This is a genomic window from Leuconostoc kimchii IMSNU 11154, from assembly GCF_000092505.1.
GTDB lineage: Bacteria > Bacillota > Bacilli > Lactobacillales > Lactobacillaceae > Leuconostoc > Leuconostoc kimchii.
Map to the genome: position 1 here is coordinate 1,872,865 of NC_014136.1, position 15,526 is coordinate 1,888,390.

A 15,526-nucleotide genomic window follows, 5' to 3' on the forward strand; every position below is an offset into this window, starting at 1 on the left:
CACGGTAAGAAAAGAAAGGGGTGCTATTATGTCAGCACCAATAGTAGCAATTGTTGGACGCCCAAATGTTGGAAAGTCTACGATATTTAATCGCATGGCTGGAGAACGTATTGCAATCGTTGAAGATCAACCTGGTGTGACACGGGACCGTTTATACGCGCCAGCAGAGTGGCTGAATTATGAATTCCGCATGATTGATACGGGTGGTATTGAACTTGGTGACGAACCGTTTTTGGCTGAAATTCGCGCGCAGGTTGAATTAGCAATTGACGAGGCAGATGTTATTGTTATGGTCGCTTCTGGTCGAGAAGGGGTCACGTCTGCAGACGAAGTTGTGGCTAAAATGCTATATAAAACTGCAAAACCCATTGTTCTAGCAATCAATAAGGTTGATAATCCTGAAATGCGACAAGACATTTATGACTTTTATTCACTTGGTTTGGGAGAACCCTATCCAGTGTCAGGAGCCCATGGGCTCGGGTTAGGTGATATGTTGGATGCGGTTGTTAAAAATTTCCCAGATGAAGCAGCCGAACAAGAAGATGAAGGCGTCATTAAATTTAGTATTATTGGTCGTCCAAATGTTGGAAAGTCTTCAATTGTTAATGCCATGCTCGGTGAAGATCGTGTTATTGTATCTAGCATAGAAGGTACAACTAGGGATGCTATTGATACACGTTTCGTAACACCTGAAGGTGATGAATTCATTATGGTTGATACCGCAGGTATGCGTAAACGTGGAAAGGTTTACGAAAATACAGAGAAATATTCTGTTATGCGTGCGTTAAAGGCAATCGATAATAGTAATGTAATTTTAATGGTAATTGATGCAGAGGCGGGAATTCGCGAACAAGATAAGCATGTCGCTGGTTTTGCACATGAAGCTGGTCGTGCCATGATTATTGTTGTCAACAAATGGGATGCAATTGAAAAAGATGATCGTACAATGAAAGATTTTGAAAATTTAATTCGTGCAGAATTTAAGTTTTTAGACTACGCACCAATTATTTTCGTTTCTGCTAAAACGGGACAACGTTTGGATCGTTTGCCACAACTTGTTAGAGATGTTGATGACAATCATCGAAAGCGTGTATCGTCATCAACGCTTAACGATGTTATTATGGATGCTATTGCAGTAAATCCAACACCTTCAGACAATGGCCGTCGTTTACGCGTTTACTATGCAACACAAGTAGCTATTCAACCACCAACATTTGTTATTTTCGTGAATGATGTTGAACTCATGCATTTTTCGTATGAGCGCTTCTTAGAAAATAAAATACGTGAAGCGTTTGACTTTACAGGCACACCAATTAAGTTAATTATCCGAGCTCGTAAATGAAAAAATAATGAGGTTAGTGGAATCATTTCTTTCAGAGGCATGATTTTTTTATGACAAAATGATTACGAAACGGCTAAAGTCGCGTAAACACTACACATTGGGGCATTCTTATGGTATTCTAGTTACATGAAATAATGTTTCGACACATTTCAAAACCGCTCGACGGTTAATAAATACTCTCAGGAGAAGCAAAATGGCTAACAAGCAAGAATTAGTAGATTCAGTTGCAAAAGCAACAGGTTTGACAAAGAAAGATGCCACTGCATCAGTTGACGCAGTATTTGCATCAATCGAAGCAGCTTTGAAGAACGGTGAAAAAGTTCAATTAATTGGTTTTGGTAACTTTGAAGTTCGTGATCGTGCAGCCCGTAAGGGTCGTAACCCACAAACTGGTGCAGAAATTGAAATTCCTGCATCAAAGGTACCTGCATTTAAGCCTGGTAAGGCTCTAAAAGAAGCAGTAAAGTAATATATACTGTTTTATATAACGGTAGTATTGGTAAGGACGGGCTGAATTAGCTCGTTTTTTTGTTTGAAGAGCACGACTTATCCTTGAGACAACAGAAGCTTGTTAATATACAATCGATGTGCTGTATGCTAGAAGCGAGGCTGACTGATATGTGGTTATTTTTTATGTTAAAATAGATTATTAGTTAACCATATGCTGGTGATTAAACATATAAGAACAATATATTATGATTTTTTTATAATAAGTTAATATTTGGAGGTGTAAGCAATGAAATCAAATTATGCACAGAAAATGTTAGACGCATTGTCAAGCGGTCAGCTTGACCAAGCACAGCATCTGTTTGCACAATCTTTAAGAAATGATGATGATGATTTAATTTATAGTTTAGCAGAAGAATTGTATGCCTTGGGTTTTTTAAATCAGTCACGTCGTGCTTATAAAAAATTATTAGAAAAGTATCCGGAAGAAGATGAAATTCGTGCAGCACTGGCAGATATAGCGATTGAAGACGGCGAAATTGATGAGGCACAAAATTACTTAGCACAGGTTCAACCTAACTCATCGTCTTACCTCCGGTCATTGCTTGTGAAGGCAGATATTTATCAAACAGAAGGACTCAATGAGTCAGCAGAGTATAGTTTGTTACAGGCTGAAAATATTGCACCAGAAGAAGATGTCATTCAATTTGCTTTGGCAGAATTTTATTTTGCTAACCAATCTTTTCAGCAGGCTATCTCACGTTATCGTGCGTTATTGCTAAAAGGACAGCGTGAGATTAGCCGTGTTGATATTGTTGCTCGTATCGGTGTAGCCTATGCACAAATTGGCAATTATGATCATGCGATTGGTTACTTAGAACAAATTAAACCCGAACGTATGACCTTAGATATACGCTTTCAATTGGCTATTTTATACCAGGAAACGCAACGTGAAAACGAAGCAATGACATTATTTAATGAGATTTTGGACTCAGATCCCAAATACACATCGGTTTATCCTTTGCTGGGAAAGACATACGAGCAATTACATCAAATTGAAGACGCTTATCGTACGTATCAGGCTGGTTTGGTGCAAGACGAAACAAATATACAGTTATATCGTCTAGCGGCCACAGCGGCTCAAAAAACAGGCGATTTAGATGCAGCAGAAAATTACTACCTTAAAGCATTAACAATTGATGATGCGGATGTGACAACCATTTTAAATTTGACCGATTTATATCTTGCGCAAAAGCGATTCAATGAAGTCATCAGTTATATGACAAAATACTTAGCTGATGATTTGACCGATCCGCAATTTTATTGGACTTTAGCCCGTGCTTATCAAGCAGTGGGAGACGAGAGAAAAGCACAACAATACTGGCATGATGCTGCGCCGTTGTTCGAAGAAAATGTTCAATTTTTATTGGATCTTATTAATTGGTATCATCAGCAGGGAAAACAAGATCTAGAAATTGAAACGCTAAAACAATACCTTTTCTTGGAACCAAATGACTCAGAAATGCAAATGCGTTTAGAGGATTTAGCTTTTTAAATGATTAATATAAACGGCAACTTCGATCATGTTGTACTTACTAAATCAAGTTTTGCAGCACTGGTAATCAGTTTTTGGTATAATTTTACTAAGGACTTTTATGATGAAAATTGAGACATTGCCACAAGAATTTAAAGATGCCCAACCTGCTTTAAAACGCCTTGAAGATGCTGGTCATGAGGCTTATTTTGTTGGTGGCGCAGTACGTGACATGCTCTTAAATAAACCAATACATGATGTGGATATTGCCACCTCAGCTTTTCCAGAAGAGGTGAAGCGTTTGTTTAATACGACTGTGGACACTGGTATTCAACATGGGACAGTGATGGTATTAGATTTTGGCAACGGTTATGAAATCACAACTTTTCGAACAGAATCAACCTATACTGATTTTAGACGACCAGACAAAGTGACATTTGTTCGTAGTTTGTTAGAGGATTTGAAACGACGTGACTTCACAATTAATGCTTTAGCAATGACACATACTGGTGACATAGTTGACTTGTTTAATGGGTTATCTGACCTTAAGAAAGGTATTATTCGTGCTGTTGGTGATGCTGAGGTACGTTTTACAGAAGACGCTCTCAGAATGATGCGTGCGTTACGGTTTAGTGCACAATTATCATTTGACATTGCGGTTGATACGCAGAAGGCTTTGAAAACATTAGCGCCTAACCTTGAAAAAATTGCGGTTGAGCGCATTCGTGTTGAATTCGAAAAACTTTTGCAGGGAGAAAAGGCAGCCCAAAGTATGGAAATGGCTGTTCATGATGGTGTGATACCTTACCTGCCAGGTCATCTGGAAAATTGGGACTTAACGCCACTAATTTCTGATTTAAAAATTCGACAACCTCAACATCATCAGGTCGTTTGGGCGCATTTATTGTCACGATCATCGTTGCAGGTTGAGGATATGAAAAAATTCATGAGACTCTGGAAAACAAGCCGTGAAGACATTAAAGCAGTTGCTATGATTGCGCCAATAGCCCGTCAGATTGATCAAGCAAGTATTTTTGATCTTTATCGTATTTATAGTTACCGCAATGAACTTATTGAAGTCTTGCAATTAATGGGAACTGCCACAGAAACGATTGCAAATATTGTACACATGTTGAAAACGTTGCCGATTAAACAATCATCTGATTTGGCAATTAATGGGAACAAATTACTCGCAAGAGGTCTATTTAACCCAGGGCCTGAATTAGGACGTACGCTTGAAAAGCTGGCGCGTGCTGTGTTACTTGGAGAAGTAAATAATAGGACTGATTCATTGTTAGATTATGCGAAGGAGTTGATATCATATGACAAAAATTAAAATGGTCTGGGCGGAGGATAGGGAACATGCTATTGGAAAAAATGGTAACTTACCATGGCGCCTACCAGATGATTTGAAGCTTTTTCGTGAAGAAACCACTAATACCTTGATGATCATGGGTCGTACAACATGGTCGAGCATTGGTCGCCCGTTACCAAATCGTCAAACGCTTGTGTTGACAAGACAAGCAGATTGGCAAATACCTTTTGAAGATGTTTTGGTGACACATTCAGTTGCGGAAACATTGGATACTATTCGAGCTGAATCCAAAGATGTTGCCATTGCTGGCGGCGCAGCGATTTATCGCGCGTTTATGCCGTATGCCACAGATCTGATTGTAACGCGTATTGATGGTATAATTAACGGTGATACATTTGTAGATGCGATTGATTTGACAACTTTTGAGTTAGTCAGTCGTCAGCCGCATGACAAAGATGACAGGCACGACTATGCGTTTGTTGTGGAGCGTTATAAGCGTAGAAATCGAGGAGAGAATGTCTAATATTAAGATTGTTACGGATTCAGCCGTAGCATTAACACAAGAAGAAATTAAGCAATATGATATCACAATCGTACCACTTACAGTCCAAATTGATGGTGTCGTATATGAAGATGGTGTCACAATTCAACGCAATGAATTTTTAGAAAAAATGACAACAAGTCATAGTTTGCCACAAACTTCTCAACCATCAATTGGAAAATTTCAAGCTGTTTATGAAGCAATTAATGATCAATATCCTGATGCCGAAATATTGAGTCTACATCTTTCTTCAGGCCTATCGGGTACGGTTCATGCGGCTGAACAAGCAGCAGCATTGACTTCTGCTAAAATTACGACTTTTGATACGTTAAATGCAGATCGGGCTCAGGCTTTTCCTGTTTTGGTTGCGGCTAAAATGGCGCAAGCAGGTGCTGATATGGCAGACATTGTCACTGAAATCGAAAAAGTACGGTCCCATGCGCACACATATTTGAGTTTTACATCATTGGACAACATGGTGGCTGGTGGTCGTTTGAGTAGAGCATCTGGCCTTATTGGTAATATACTGAATATCAAGGTTGGTGCTGGTGTAGATGAGAGCGGCTCAGTTGAAGTTCTGGTCAAGGGTCGTGGCATGAAAGCAATAGCTAAATTTAATGATAATGTTATCGCCAAAATGCAAGAATACTCGGATATGCTTGCCATTGGTGTTTCTCATGCCGGCGTGCCAGAAGTAGCTGAGAAAATGGCTGCACGTTTAAATGACATCTGGCCGGATATTAAAATTGAAGTGACAAATACGGGTCCTATTATATCAACACATACAGGTATTGGTGCATTAGCTATTTTGTATCATGCACATTAAAATAAAGACTATAGTCAAAACCCCAAAAATATATTTTTGGGGTTTTATTGTGCATCGATGTTTGATATGATTAATGAGCATTTATCAAAATCAATAATGAATTATTATTGGACTGGTTCGAAAACTGCCCAGGATAAAAAATAAGGCTACATATCAACGTTTATAGCTGATGTGTAGCCTTATTGTAGCCCTTTATCAAATAGGGATATTGTTTTATCAATTTCTTGTAGCCTTTTGGAGCTTAACAAGTGAGCATATACTTTCATCGTGATAGCTGTATTGGCATGTCCTAATCTTTGGCTAACATAATCAATTGAAACATCTTTAGATAATAAGTAACTCGCATGGGTATGGCGTAGTCCGTGAAATGAGACAATGTTTTTAAATTCTAACTTGGTTTGCAATTTTTTAAATGCCTTATTAACAGCACCTTGACTGATGTTAAATAACCGTCCCTGATATGATGAATTTAATCTATCAGTCAACCAGACAGGGACGTCAATTAAGCGAACAGAACTTTTGGTCTTAGTCGTATCTATCGTGCGTGTGGCTGACTGTTCTGTTTTGTTAATATCGATAACACCGTCTTTGATGTCATCCGTTGTCAGCGCTAGTATTTCGCCAATGCGAGCACCTGTTAGTGCGCCAATCAAGATGATGTCATTATTAACTGTCGGTACCAACTTAGTTTCATTTATCAGTAATAAATAATCATCAGTTTCTAAAAATTTCAAGTCATTATCTTTTGGATCAGAACCAGTGACTATTGTCCGTTCAAAAGGATTAACTTTAATAAAACCATCAAGCACGGCATCTTGATAGGCCGATTTTAGTTGTGTTTTTCGTTTAGCGGTTGTTGATCTAATATGTGTGCTACCAAATTCATTTAAATACTGTTGTGCACGCGCTCTCGTTAGTTTAAATGCCTTAGTGGTAGAAAGTATGTCGCTGCGTTCAATCGTGTGTAGGGTAGCTAAATATACCGTCATGCTACTGCTCTTGATATTGCCTTTGTAAGTTTCTAACCATTTACCAAAATATTCAGGCACGGTAATATCAGGAGCGAAAACAGCCGACAATTCATCATTATTTTTTCGATGTTCAATGTCATTTGCCCAATAGTTAGCATCGCGTTTCGTTTTAAAGCCAGATTTAGTTTTACGCACGCGTTTACCATTTTTGACAATTGACACGTTAACCGTATAAGTTGCACCACGTTTGTAAATTGATGCCATATAAAAAGCCTCCTTTAAAAGGGGGCTAACATCTGATATAATTATCAAGAACGCCCCGTGCGTTTGTATTTTTGTCTTTAGCACACCTTTAACTTTGGCGAGTAGGGTGTGCTTTTTTGTGATAAAAAAAGAGAGATTCATAAGAATCCCTCGAGCTTGTTTTAGCTCTATATAACTTAGATTAGCGTTTAACCAATCGATGCTTGTCGCACCTATAAGTTTAATTATACGCATCATAATTATTTTAAGCAATAGGGATTTAATTACTTTAATTTTATTTCAAACGTAGAGTCTAGATCTTTGATACTATTGTTATCATGGTGGACTAATAGTAACTCTTTAGTATTATTGGGATTAGTTTTACCGACAACTAAGTTTCCGGTTAATGTAGCATCTGGTTTTAAAGTACCAGAATCAAATGTATCAACGTCATCTGGAGCGATCGTGGTTACGTCTGGTTCATTTCCGTCCATTGAAAGCTTAAAATCTAAAGGATTATAGTCGTAGTCTGACTTACTCTTATTAGTAATCGTTATATTAACAACGACATATTTTTCGCCATTTTCAGCTTTTGAAAAACCGGATCCTTCATTAAAGTCCACAGAGTTAACTTTATATTCAACACCAGCGTGTTTAACCGTTTCGTTAATTGCATAAATTTTTGAGTCTTTTTTAGAAGTTTTTTCAGATGAACTTGAAGTACTCTTCTTAATATCTTCTGAAACCTTATTCATAGCATGACTGTATGCAGCTTGTGTAAATAGAACTATCGCTATTGTAACAACACTAATTACAGTACCTATAACAGCGAGAATTTTTTTATTTTTTCGATTGACAACTAAAGCGACGATGCCCAAGATTAAGGCTAAAATACCTAACACAAAAGAAAAGTTGTTGATAATCGGAATCCACGACAATAACAATCCGAACCCGCCAAATACAATACTCAAAATTCCTAATACTTTTCTTTCCATGAAATATCTCCTAAAGCTTTTTAATGTGGACGCTCGGCACATATATTTAAATAACAAAGTGTTTTGTAACGTATTCAGCCTGTTTCTCAGCTAACATTGTTGACATAGACCAGCGTTTACTGTCACCGTACATATTAAATTCAGCATGACCAGCCTCGTGAACAATGGTATTAATTTGTCGCCATTCGGGCTGTAGTGTATTTATATAAATAAATACCTTACCGCTAACTTTGTTTACTTCACCATAGTAAAGCTTGTGTTCTACTTCTATGCCGTAAAATATGTAGTCTCGAAATTTGTCGATATATATTTCTATTTCTGTCATACATGTCAGCCCTCACAGTCTACGCCTTGAGAGTTTGGCAATTTCAACTAGTTGTTTAATTTGTTCGATGTCTTCTTTAGTAGCAGCAGGGTCGATAAAATAAGCAACTTCTTTTTGCGCTGGTGTCAGGTCATCAGATGCAGTAGGATTCATCTCATCCGTGCGACCTAACAAGTAGTCGGTTGAGACGTGGAGTACGTCAGCGACTTTTTGCAAGTTGTCGGCTTTTGGTGTGGATTTTTTCCAACCATATATAGCTTTATTGCTTAAACCAGCTTTTTCATTAACAAAGTCAATGGAAAGTCCTTTTTTATTAGATATTTCTTTTATTCTATCGTAAAGCATTGTCATATCAATATTCCTATTTTATTCTGAATAAAATAGTTTGGAAAAACCAACAAAAGTGTTGACTTGTCGGAAATAACCAACTATACTTATTCTTGTAAGTTAATAGCGCAAACAAAAAAACAGTTATATCTATCAATCTTGGCGGAGGGATATGCAATAACAACGTTTATTTTGATGTGTTTACTATGCCATTATAGTTGGTTTTATCCAACTTGTAAAGTAAAACTTACAAACAATTTTACAGTAAATAATACTAAGGAGGGAATTATGAGCGTACAGGAAGCAATTCAGACACTCGAAGAAGAACGATTCAAGTTCTCACTTCATTTGAAAAAGAAGCGTTTAAAGCCTCGTATGCTTGCCCCGGTTATTGGTAAGTCTGAATCATACGTCAGACAACTACTATCTGGTGCAGCAACAGGCGACGCAGCTAAGGAACACTTGAACACGTTGTTCAAATTCACAGATTACAACGGTGATGGTTGGTTATAAGGAGAAAATAACATGAACGAAGTAGCAGTATTTAATTTTGAAACAAACGAAGTAAGAACAGTAGTGATTAACGAAGAAGTTTGGTTAGTTGCTAAAGATGTAGCAACCACGTTGGGATATTCTCGAACAGCTGATGCTGTTAAAGCACATGTTGACGAAGAAGATAAAGGGGTCGGTAAAATACAGACCCCCGGTGGAACACAACGAATGACAGTCATTAACCAATCAGGCGTTATCTCGTTAGCACTATCAAGCAAACTGCCAACAGCTAAGAAATTCAAGCGTTGGGTAACATCAGAAGTTATTCCGAGTGTATTGAAACATGGTAGTTACTCAAAACCACAAAGCACATTGCAACTATTTGATAACGCGCTTCAAGTGATGAAAGAACAAGAAACCAAAATTAACCACGTAGTTGATCGAATGGATGAGTTTGAAGACGCACAGGAAATCAGAAGCTGGGAGCAGACTGAATTATTGCGCATGAGAAAAAACAAGGTGTTTGCAATTCTAGGGAGTAAACATACGAAGCGATATAAGGCATTATCCAGTGAAGTATACCAATCAATTAGTCATGACTTTAAATCACAGTTTAACGTGCCAAGATATAACGCGTTGCCACGAAAGCAATTTGAAGACGGCAAACGGTTCTTCATTAATTGGGAACCGAGTAACTTATTAGAACTTGCCATAAAGGGCGCAGAACAACCAGCATAGAAAGGAGGTAATAAATTTGAAAGCTATATACGTAGCCGGAAAGTTAACCGGCGTAATAGTCGAGAAACAAAAAAATACATTGCTTATCAGGAAAGCGTTATTTACTTATCTGGACGATAAAGAAATAACTGTGCTTACTGGAGAAGCAATGTATGTAGATGAAAAAATACTAGACGAAGTTGAGGCAAGAATTGTCGAAGTCGAAAGCAACTCAATTGAACCAGTCAACATTAACAGACGCGTTGACTTTGTTAGAGAATTTGTCAACGTGTAATTGAACAAATTCGTCATTTATAGACATCACAATACCTTTAATAAGATAATACGGCGTCTTTGCATCAGATGATGAATTAATCAGATCACCAACTTGTGGATTAAATGGAAGTGTGAAATCAGACTTCACATTCTTTCCGTCGATGATTAGCGAATATTTAATCATGTAATTTTGTCTCCTTTCATTTATTTCAGCCTGTACGCCGATAAATAAAGGATAGCACAAAAAAACCTGACTACGGAATTAGTCAGGAGGAATATAACTCAATTATAACAGAAAAGGAATATACACATGAGTAATTTAAAAGTGATCGGTAAAGAACAAGTATCAGGATATGAATTCACTGGTATCGAGGGTGGATTCGGAGATGGCACACGAGGCATGTTGGTTCGTGATATTGCGGATATTCACAGCAAGTCAACTAAAGCTATCAATCAAGCGATCAACATGAATATCAAACGATTCAAAACAGGTGTTGATTTAATTGACTTAAAACAGAAAGATTTCGAGGTCAATCAAATTGACCTCGGATTTAGTCAAAATTCAATTAATCGTTCCTCACATATTTACATGTTAAGCGAACGTGGTTACTCAAAGTTGTTAAAGATTTTGGAAGATGATATAGCATGGGATATTTACGACAAATTTGTTGACGGATATTTCAATATGCGCAAGGCGTTTAAACAGCCAAAAAGTCCAATGGATTTCATCAAGTTACACAATGAAGCATTTATTGAAGTTGATGAACGTGTCGGCGTATTGGAAGACTTCAAGAAAGACTACGACGAAAATAGGACGATTAACGAAGATCAGGTCATTCAGATTGAAAAAGCGCGTAAGAGTAAAGCGATGAAAATTGTTGGCGGTGTTGCTACTAATGCTTATAAAGAATTTTACTCTGATATTTTGCGCAAGAAGCTGTTCCCAGATTTCAGAAAACGTTTCAATGTTAATCGCTACCGATCATTGAAAGCTAAAGAATTTAACGAAGCAATTATGTTTATTCAAAATTGGCAACCAGAAAAAGAAATGTTGTATGCCATTAAATACTCAAATGAACAAACAACATTAGATGTTAAGGAAACGGCATAGGAGAAAAAATATGGCTGAAAATATGATTATCAATGATTTAGAACGCGATGATTTAGAAATTGCGATCTGGAAAATAAACGAGGCTAAAAATATATTGAACGGCGTAATTGGAAATACTGCTGACACTGATTTCATGGCAGAACTTGAAGTGGCAACTAGTGACCTTGATGATTTCACTGAAAAGTTGCGCAGTGTTAAAAATAAATCTCAAGTGATGGATTTTGTCGAGTATCGCGATCGGTTTTTGAACAACTAAGGAGAAATTATGGCAAATGTGATAAAAGAAGAAATCCTATTCTTCCCAGACCTATTAAACAACACGCAACTTCAAAAAATGACTGGCTACAACAAAGACAATTACAGTGACCTCGTCAACATGAGGGGTTTTCCAAAGTTTGACGATGGCAGTGGACGAACAAAATATCCACGCGATGGTGTCAGACAGTTCATTAAGGCGCACACAGAATATAACTTTGATTAGGGAGGTAACACATGGCAACAGCAATCACATGGTTCATCATCATCTCAGCAGGAATCACACTGTTCAGATGGGACGAGAACCGATTTAATGAGCGAGAAGCGCAACACGATTACGAAGAACTCATCAAGAATGGCTACACACGAAAAGAAGCAGCATTCTTGATTAACAATGCAGTGGAGGATTAGGAAAATGAATAAAGAAACAACGGTAAAGCTAGTAATTAATAATATTGATGAATTATATGACTTAGTTAAAAAAGCTCAGCAACAAAGTACTGAACTTAAAGACACACTTAATTCAATTCAAATGTTTATTCCAGATGTTGAGTTCTCTAAAACGAAACAAGAATAAATTTATCATCAGGAGTAAACAGGTAATTTTTGAGAGATATATCAGATTTCATAAAACAAATATTGTAAACCCAATACGTTTCTGGTAGTTCCTGAAATTCTTCGGCTATTTTATAAATTAACTCTAATAGCGCTTCTCTATTGTTGATTAGTTTTAGCAGAGCATCTCTTGAAAACGTCTCATCTGAATACTTTGATAAATAGGTTGTTCTTAAGTTAATAGTAGTTTGTTCTTCAATTTTAAAATCAGAATCAATAAAGTCGGCACTTATTAATTCATTTTCATACTTGAAAACGAGTTTCTCAAAAGGAAAGGATATTTTATTATACTCACAGTATTCTTCCAAATTGTCCATGAAAAATTGAATGGTACGTGCTTGATGAAGTGTTAGCATAGTTCTTCTTCCTGCAACGTTTGGATAAACGGTTGCTATCAAATTTGCAAACAGGTATTCGTGTTTATAGCAGAAACATAAAACACTTGTTTGTATATATGATTATACCAGAAAAAAAGAACAGTAAGATCAAAAACAGTAGTGAAAGGACAGTTTTTGTACATGAAACTAAATGAAAAACTGAATAAATTATTACAAGAAAAAGGCAAGTCGTGGTATTGGCTTGGCAAAAATTCAGGTGTTGATATGAGTACAATTTATCGAATTAAAAACGATGAGAGTGCTGGTACAGATTTTAGCACAATGGAAAAAATAGCTGATGCATTAGATGTCAGCTTAGATGAATTTAGAAGTAATAAAGAGGGGTAGTCATGGCACAAAGAAGAATGTTCAGCAAGAAAGTTACTGATACGGATGTGTTTCTTGATATGCCACTATCAACACAAGCATTGTACTTTCATCTAAATATGCACGCAGATGATGATGGCTTCATCGATAACACTAAGACAATTCAAAGAATGATCGGGTCCAGTGAAGATGACCGAAAGCTATTAATCGCAAAACAGTTTTTATTACCATTCGATAGCGGTGTTGTAGTTATCAAAGATTGGCGTGTTCACAACTATATTCGTAAGGATACCTACAATAAAACGATTTATCCAAACGAATTAGAACAGCTTCAAATCAACGAATCAGGTCAATATGAACATCGAAATTTAGTTACGTATACAGAACGTCCACGGGACGTAGACGAAACGTTGACACAGGTAAGGTTAGGTAAGGATAGGTTAGGTAAGGTAAGGATAGATAAGGATAGTAAAGATATATTGTCTGGTTCTGACGAACCCGACCACGTGCCCTACAAAGAAATTGTTGATTATTTGAATAAAAAGACTGGGAATAAATACCGAAATAGCGGTTCAAAAACAAAATCACTGATTAAAACGCGATTTAACGAGGGATTTAGTTTAGATGATTTCAAAGCAGTGATTGATGTTAAGAGTAGTCAATGGCTTAATGATCAAAAAATGAACAAGTTCTTACGACCAGAAACATTATTTAGCAATAAGTTTGAGAGCTATCTCAACGAGAACAACGTTAAACCAAATAATACAGATATGCGCAACATGACACAGGAAGAAGGCATGAGAGCAGCATTGGGTAAATACTACAAGGAATAGATTATGAATAACGTATCAGACTTTGCAACTGAATGGATTAAATCACACGGTGGCACATTACTTAGCGAGGAAGAACTAGCAACTAAGTTAGCAGACATCGACAAGCAGGCAGAAGAAAAGGCAGCAGTTGATTATCTCGCGCTGAAACGCAAGGTATATGACCGCGATAGTTTATGGCCATCGAACCGAAAGGCAACATTCACATTTGAGAGGTGGCTACCAGAACGACAAGCAAACGTTAAGTTGGCTACAAAAATCAAAAATCAAGCAACGGATATTTTCAAACGACTAAGGTCTGATAACTTCAACATCTTCATTCTTGGCAATGCCGGTACTGGTAAAACAGCCATCACCTTAGCGCTAGTCAATGCATTGGAAAGATACAGCCACAAGACAGTGATGTTTGTTAGTACTGTGGCGTTACGTGAATCAGTCATGTATGAATTTAGTGATTTGGGTGCCAGAGCTAAATTAGATCGTATCGCAAAGTCGATGCAAGAGGTTGATGTTTTGATACTTGATGACTTTGGTTCAGAAGTAGGCATGTCTGGAAATGGCAAGCAAGCAACCGAACGTTTACAGCAGTTTTACATGAGAGTGGCTGATGCGCGCTACGAGGTGGATGAAAACGATAAAAGGACTAAGAGTACCATCGTGACGTCAAATAACGTCAGGAGCGAATTAGAGGGCATGTACAATGACAAGTTAATTAGTCGATTAGTGACTAAGAAAACAGAAAACGTGTTGTTGTTTGCTGGATTGGAGGATATCAGATGACAAAATACCAAGCAGTACGCACCGAAAACGGAGAAATAGTCGAACGTGATGTGAAGACATCCGACAGATTTAGTTGGATAGATGCACGCGTCAGGGCATTGAAATGTTTTGGCGGAGACTGGGGCTTTGAAGTAATTGAACAGTAAAAAACGTCTAGCCATTGGAGTGGTTAGACGTGAGGTATAAATGCTTTCAACGAATTTATACCTCAAGAATATCAAGAAATGAAGAGGTAGTCAAATGGTACAAGATGCAATTGATTTTTACAAGCCTGATAAAGGCTATGAAACAGTGACTTGGCAAGTGTTATTAGCCAGTGAGATGAGTTTCGCGTCCGAAACAGAAACGTTTGATAGTGAAGCAGAGGCAAGTGGTGCTGTGGCAGACAATTTAGAACTGATTGATTTGAAGATTGATCAACTCATGAAGTTACGTGACCGCATCAGTTTACAGCAGATTAGAAAGGTATTGGATTAAATGACAAACGAAGTAACAGTAATCAATGAGTGGGGCGAGGCATACACCATCGACATGCTGCGCGATAAAAAAGTCGTTGAGAATATGTCAGCTGATGCCTTGCACGATCTCGCATATGCAATCAAAGCGTTAAAGACACCAATTAAAAACGTTGAAGACGCAGTCAAGAAGAAATTAGATGACGGCGTTGAAATAAAAGGCATCAGTTACACGGAGGCGTCAAAACAGATGCTATCTAGCGATGATGAAGCACTAAAAAAAGCATTTGTTAAAAAGTACGGTTGGGACGCGGTGCAAGTCAAAACGCCAGCGCAACTAAAGAAACGATTTGGTACTGATATTCAAGAAGATTTAGATAAGGTTGTTGTTTATGAAACCCAGAACAGAGTCAAATATGACTGAT

Annotated in this window: 25 protein-coding genes; 19 read left to right on the forward strand and 6 right to left on the reverse strand. The window is 37.5% G+C overall.

Annotated elements, in window-relative coordinates:
- Positions 1-28: 28 nt before the first annotated feature.
- The 6 genes from der to LKI_RS09950 all read left to right on the forward strand — a co-directional run bounded on the left by der (position 29) and on the right by LKI_RS09950 (position 6,005).
- The gene (gene der / locus LKI_RS09925; protein ID WP_013104016.1) at positions 29-1,342 is read left to right on the forward strand and encodes a ribosome biogenesis GTPase Der; all 1,314 of its coding nucleotides are present in this window, start codon (positions 29-31) and stop codon (positions 1,340-1,342) included.
- Positions 1,343-1,511: 169 nt separating this feature from the next.
- Positions 1,512-1,811 (forward strand): HU family DNA-binding protein, encoded by a 300-nt coding sequence (locus LKI_RS09930; protein WP_415617560.1) that lies wholly within the window; start codon positions 1,512-1,514, stop codon positions 1,809-1,811.
- 267 nt (positions 1,812-2,078) lie between these two features.
- Positions 2,079-3,344, forward strand: a complete 1,266-nt coding sequence (locus LKI_RS09935; protein ID WP_013104017.1) for a tetratricopeptide repeat protein — start codon at positions 2,079-2,081, stop codon at positions 3,342-3,344.
- 103 nt (positions 3,345-3,447) lie between these two features.
- The gene (locus LKI_RS09940) at positions 3,448-4,659 is read left to right on the forward strand and encodes a CCA tRNA nucleotidyltransferase (protein WP_013104019.1); all 1,212 of its coding nucleotides are present in this window, start codon (positions 3,448-3,450) and stop codon (positions 4,657-4,659) included.
- Complete coding sequence (locus LKI_RS09945; protein WP_013104020.1) at positions 4,646-5,161, forward strand: dihydrofolate reductase; 516 nt, start codon at positions 4,646-4,648, stop codon at positions 5,159-5,161. The genes LKI_RS09940 and LKI_RS09945 overlap by 14 nt, the downstream gene beginning before the upstream one ends.
- Positions 5,154-6,005, forward strand: coding sequence for a DegV family protein (locus LKI_RS09950; RefSeq protein WP_013104021.1), 852 nt, complete (start codon positions 5,154-5,156; stop codon positions 6,003-6,005). Before LKI_RS09945 ends, LKI_RS09950 begins: the two co-directional genes overlap by 8 nt.
- 179 nt (positions 6,006-6,184) lie before the next feature.
- Here the strand turns inward: LKI_RS09950 and LKI_RS09955 are convergent, their stop codons facing one another.
- From LKI_RS09955 to LKI_RS09970, 4 genes are all read right to left on the reverse strand, one after another.
- Positions 6,185-7,240, reverse strand: a complete 1,056-nt coding sequence (locus LKI_RS09955) for a site-specific integrase (protein ID WP_013104022.1) — start codon at positions 7,238-7,240, stop codon at positions 6,185-6,187.
- Between the two features lie 263 nt (positions 7,241-7,503).
- Complete coding sequence (locus tag LKI_RS09960) at positions 7,504-8,214, reverse strand: DUF4190 domain-containing protein (protein ID WP_013104023.1); 711 nt, start codon at positions 8,212-8,214, stop codon at positions 7,504-7,506.
- 46 nt (positions 8,215-8,260) lie between these two features.
- A complete protein-coding gene (locus LKI_RS09965; protein WP_013104024.1) occupies positions 8,261-8,539 on the reverse strand; it encodes an ImmA/IrrE family metallo-endopeptidase in 279 nt (92 codons plus the stop codon).
- A 12-nt stretch (positions 8,540-8,551) separates the two neighbouring features.
- Positions 8,552-8,890, reverse strand: a complete 339-nt coding sequence (locus LKI_RS09970; RefSeq protein ID WP_013104025.1) for a helix-turn-helix domain-containing protein — start codon at positions 8,888-8,890, stop codon at positions 8,552-8,554.
- A 264-nt stretch (positions 8,891-9,154) separates the two neighbouring features.
- Between LKI_RS09970 and LKI_RS09975 the strand changes: the two genes are divergently transcribed.
- The gene (locus LKI_RS09975; protein ID WP_013104026.1) at positions 9,155-9,379 is read left to right on the forward strand and encodes a hypothetical protein; all 225 of its coding nucleotides are present in this window, start codon (positions 9,155-9,157) and stop codon (positions 9,377-9,379) included.
- A gap of 12 nt (positions 9,380-9,391) precedes the next feature.
- Positions 9,392-10,096, forward strand: a complete 705-nt coding sequence (locus LKI_RS09980; RefSeq protein WP_013104027.1) for a BRO family protein — start codon at positions 9,392-9,394, stop codon at positions 10,094-10,096.
- A gap of 211 nt (positions 10,097-10,307) precedes the next feature.
- Here LKI_RS09980 and LKI_RS10860 read toward each other — a convergent pair whose 3' ends face one another.
- Positions 10,308-10,535 carry a hypothetical protein gene (locus LKI_RS10860; protein ID WP_013104029.1) on the reverse strand — a complete coding sequence of 76 codons (228 nt, stop codon included), beginning with the start codon at positions 10,533-10,535 and terminating at the stop codon, positions 10,308-10,310.
- Positions 10,536-10,661: 126 nt separating this feature from the next.
- On the opposite strand from LKI_RS10860, the gene LKI_RS10615 reads away from it, so the two are divergent.
- The 5 genes from LKI_RS10615 to LKI_RS11035 are packed head-to-tail and all read left to right on the forward strand — an operon-like array spanning position 10,662 to position 12,294.
- On the forward strand, positions 10,662-11,462 hold the full coding sequence (locus tag LKI_RS10615) for an ORF6C domain-containing protein (protein ID WP_013104030.1): 801 nt from the start codon (positions 10,662-10,664) through the stop codon (positions 11,460-11,462).
- Positions 11,463-11,472: 10 nt separating this feature from the next.
- Entirely contained in the window at positions 11,473-11,718 is a 246-nt protein-coding gene (locus LKI_RS09995) for a hypothetical protein (protein ID WP_013104031.1), read from the forward strand.
- Positions 11,719-11,727: 9 nt separating this feature from the next.
- Positions 11,728-11,943, forward strand: coding sequence for a hypothetical protein (locus LKI_RS10000; RefSeq protein WP_013104032.1), 216 nt, complete (start codon positions 11,728-11,730; stop codon positions 11,941-11,943).
- A gap of 11 nt (positions 11,944-11,954) precedes the next feature.
- Positions 11,955-12,128, forward strand: a complete 174-nt coding sequence (locus LKI_RS11030) for a hypothetical protein (protein WP_013104033.1) — start codon at positions 11,955-11,957, stop codon at positions 12,126-12,128.
- 4 nt (positions 12,129-12,132) lie between these two features.
- Positions 12,133-12,294 (forward strand): hypothetical protein, encoded by a 162-nt coding sequence (locus LKI_RS11035; protein WP_013104034.1) that lies wholly within the window; start codon positions 12,133-12,135, stop codon positions 12,292-12,294.
- Here LKI_RS11035 and LKI_RS10005 read toward each other — a convergent pair.
- On the reverse strand, positions 12,275-12,688 hold the full coding sequence (locus LKI_RS10005; RefSeq protein ID WP_013104035.1) for a hypothetical protein: 414 nt from the start codon (positions 12,686-12,688) through the stop codon (positions 12,275-12,277). The genes LKI_RS11035 and LKI_RS10005 overlap by 20 nt on opposite strands.
- 162 nt (positions 12,689-12,850) lie before the next feature.
- On the opposite strand from LKI_RS10005, the gene LKI_RS10010 reads away from it, so the two are divergent.
- The 6 genes from LKI_RS10010 (at position 12,851) to LKI_RS10030 (ending at position 15,525) form a co-directional block, all read left to right on the forward strand.
- Positions 12,851-13,057 carry a helix-turn-helix domain-containing protein gene (locus tag LKI_RS10010; RefSeq protein WP_013104036.1) on the forward strand — a complete coding sequence of 69 codons (207 nt, stop codon included), beginning with the start codon at positions 12,851-12,853 and terminating at the stop codon, positions 13,055-13,057.
- Positions 13,058-13,059: 2 nt separating this feature from the next.
- Positions 13,060-13,869, forward strand: a complete 810-nt coding sequence (locus tag LKI_RS10015) for a conserved phage C-terminal domain-containing protein (RefSeq protein WP_013104037.1) — start codon at positions 13,060-13,062, stop codon at positions 13,867-13,869.
- 3 nt (positions 13,870-13,872) lie between these two features.
- Positions 13,873-14,646: an ATP-binding protein gene (locus LKI_RS10020; RefSeq protein ID WP_013104038.1), complete on the forward strand. Its 774-nt coding sequence runs from the start codon at positions 13,873-13,875 to the stop codon at positions 14,644-14,646.
- Positions 14,643-14,792, forward strand: coding sequence for a hypothetical protein (locus tag LKI_RS11040; RefSeq protein ID WP_013104039.1), 150 nt, complete (start codon positions 14,643-14,645; stop codon positions 14,790-14,792). The genes LKI_RS10020 and LKI_RS11040 overlap by 4 nt, the downstream gene beginning before the upstream one ends.
- Positions 14,793-14,886: 94 nt before the next feature.
- On the forward strand, positions 14,887-15,123 hold the full coding sequence (locus tag LKI_RS10025) for a hypothetical protein (protein ID WP_013104040.1): 237 nt from the start codon (positions 14,887-14,889) through the stop codon (positions 15,121-15,123).
- The gene (locus LKI_RS10030) at positions 15,124-15,525 is read left to right on the forward strand and encodes a hypothetical protein (RefSeq protein ID WP_013104041.1); all 402 of its coding nucleotides are present in this window, start codon (positions 15,124-15,126) and stop codon (positions 15,523-15,525) included. It abuts the gene before it with no gap.
- Position 15,526: the final 1 nt, after the last annotated feature.

Bases quoted from the DNA above. Each gene is read 5' to 3' on its own strand.
- der (WP_013104016.1), top strand. From the start codon at position 29: ATGTCAGCACCAATAGTAGCAATTGTTGGACGCCCAAATGTTGGAAAG.
- LKI_RS09935 (WP_013104017.1), top strand. From the start codon at position 2,079: ATGAAATCAAATTATGCACAGAAAATGTTAGACGCATTGTCAAGCGGT.
- LKI_RS09940 (WP_013104019.1), top strand. From the start codon at position 3,448: ATGAAAATTGAGACATTGCCACAAGAATTTAAAGATGCCCAACCTGCT.
- LKI_RS09945 (WP_013104020.1), top strand. From the start codon at position 4,646: ATGACAAAAATTAAAATGGTCTGGGCGGAGGATAGGGAACATGCTATT.
- LKI_RS09950 (WP_013104021.1), top strand. From the start codon at position 5,154: ATGTCTAATATTAAGATTGTTACGGATTCAGCCGTAGCATTAACACAA.
- LKI_RS09955 (WP_013104022.1), bottom strand. From the start codon at position 7,240: ATGGCATCAATTTACAAACGTGGTGCAACTTATACGGTTAACGTGTCA.
- LKI_RS09960 (WP_013104023.1), bottom strand. From the start codon at position 8,214: ATGGAAAGAAAAGTATTAGGAATTTTGAGTATTGTATTTGGCGGGTTC.
- LKI_RS09965 (WP_013104024.1), bottom strand. From the start codon at position 8,539: ATGACAGAAATAGAAATATATATCGACAAATTTCGAGACTACATATTT.
- LKI_RS09970 (WP_013104025.1), bottom strand. From the start codon at position 8,890: ATGACAATGCTTTACGATAGAATAAAAGAAATATCTAATAAAAAAGGA.
- LKI_RS09975 (WP_013104026.1), top strand. From the start codon at position 9,155: ATGAGCGTACAGGAAGCAATTCAGACACTCGAAGAAGAACGATTCAAG.
- LKI_RS09980 (WP_013104027.1), top strand. From the start codon at position 9,392: ATGAACGAAGTAGCAGTATTTAATTTTGAAACAAACGAAGTAAGAACA.
- LKI_RS10860 (WP_013104029.1), bottom strand. From the start codon at position 10,535: ATGATTAAATATTCGCTAATCATCGACGGAAAGAATGTGAAGTCTGAT.
- LKI_RS10615 (WP_013104030.1), top strand. From the start codon at position 10,662: ATGAGTAATTTAAAAGTGATCGGTAAAGAACAAGTATCAGGATATGAA.
- LKI_RS09995 (WP_013104031.1), top strand. From the start codon at position 11,473: ATGGCTGAAAATATGATTATCAATGATTTAGAACGCGATGATTTAGAA.
- LKI_RS10000 (WP_013104032.1), top strand. From the start codon at position 11,728: ATGGCAAATGTGATAAAAGAAGAAATCCTATTCTTCCCAGACCTATTA.
- LKI_RS11030 (WP_013104033.1), top strand. From the start codon at position 11,955: ATGGCAACAGCAATCACATGGTTCATCATCATCTCAGCAGGAATCACA.
- LKI_RS11035 (WP_013104034.1), top strand. From the start codon at position 12,133: ATGAATAAAGAAACAACGGTAAAGCTAGTAATTAATAATATTGATGAA.
- LKI_RS10005 (WP_013104035.1), bottom strand. From the start codon at position 12,688: ATGCTAACACTTCATCAAGCACGTACCATTCAATTTTTCATGGACAAT.
- LKI_RS10010 (WP_013104036.1), top strand. From the start codon at position 12,851: ATGAAACTAAATGAAAAACTGAATAAATTATTACAAGAAAAAGGCAAG.
- LKI_RS10015 (WP_013104037.1), top strand. From the start codon at position 13,060: ATGGCACAAAGAAGAATGTTCAGCAAGAAAGTTACTGATACGGATGTG.
- LKI_RS10020 (WP_013104038.1), top strand. From the start codon at position 13,873: ATGAATAACGTATCAGACTTTGCAACTGAATGGATTAAATCACACGGT.
- LKI_RS11040 (WP_013104039.1), top strand. From the start codon at position 14,643: ATGACAAAATACCAAGCAGTACGCACCGAAAACGGAGAAATAGTCGAA.
- LKI_RS10025 (WP_013104040.1), top strand. From the start codon at position 14,887: ATGGTACAAGATGCAATTGATTTTTACAAGCCTGATAAAGGCTATGAA.
- LKI_RS10030 (WP_013104041.1), top strand. From the start codon at position 15,124: ATGACAAACGAAGTAACAGTAATCAATGAGTGGGGCGAGGCATACACC.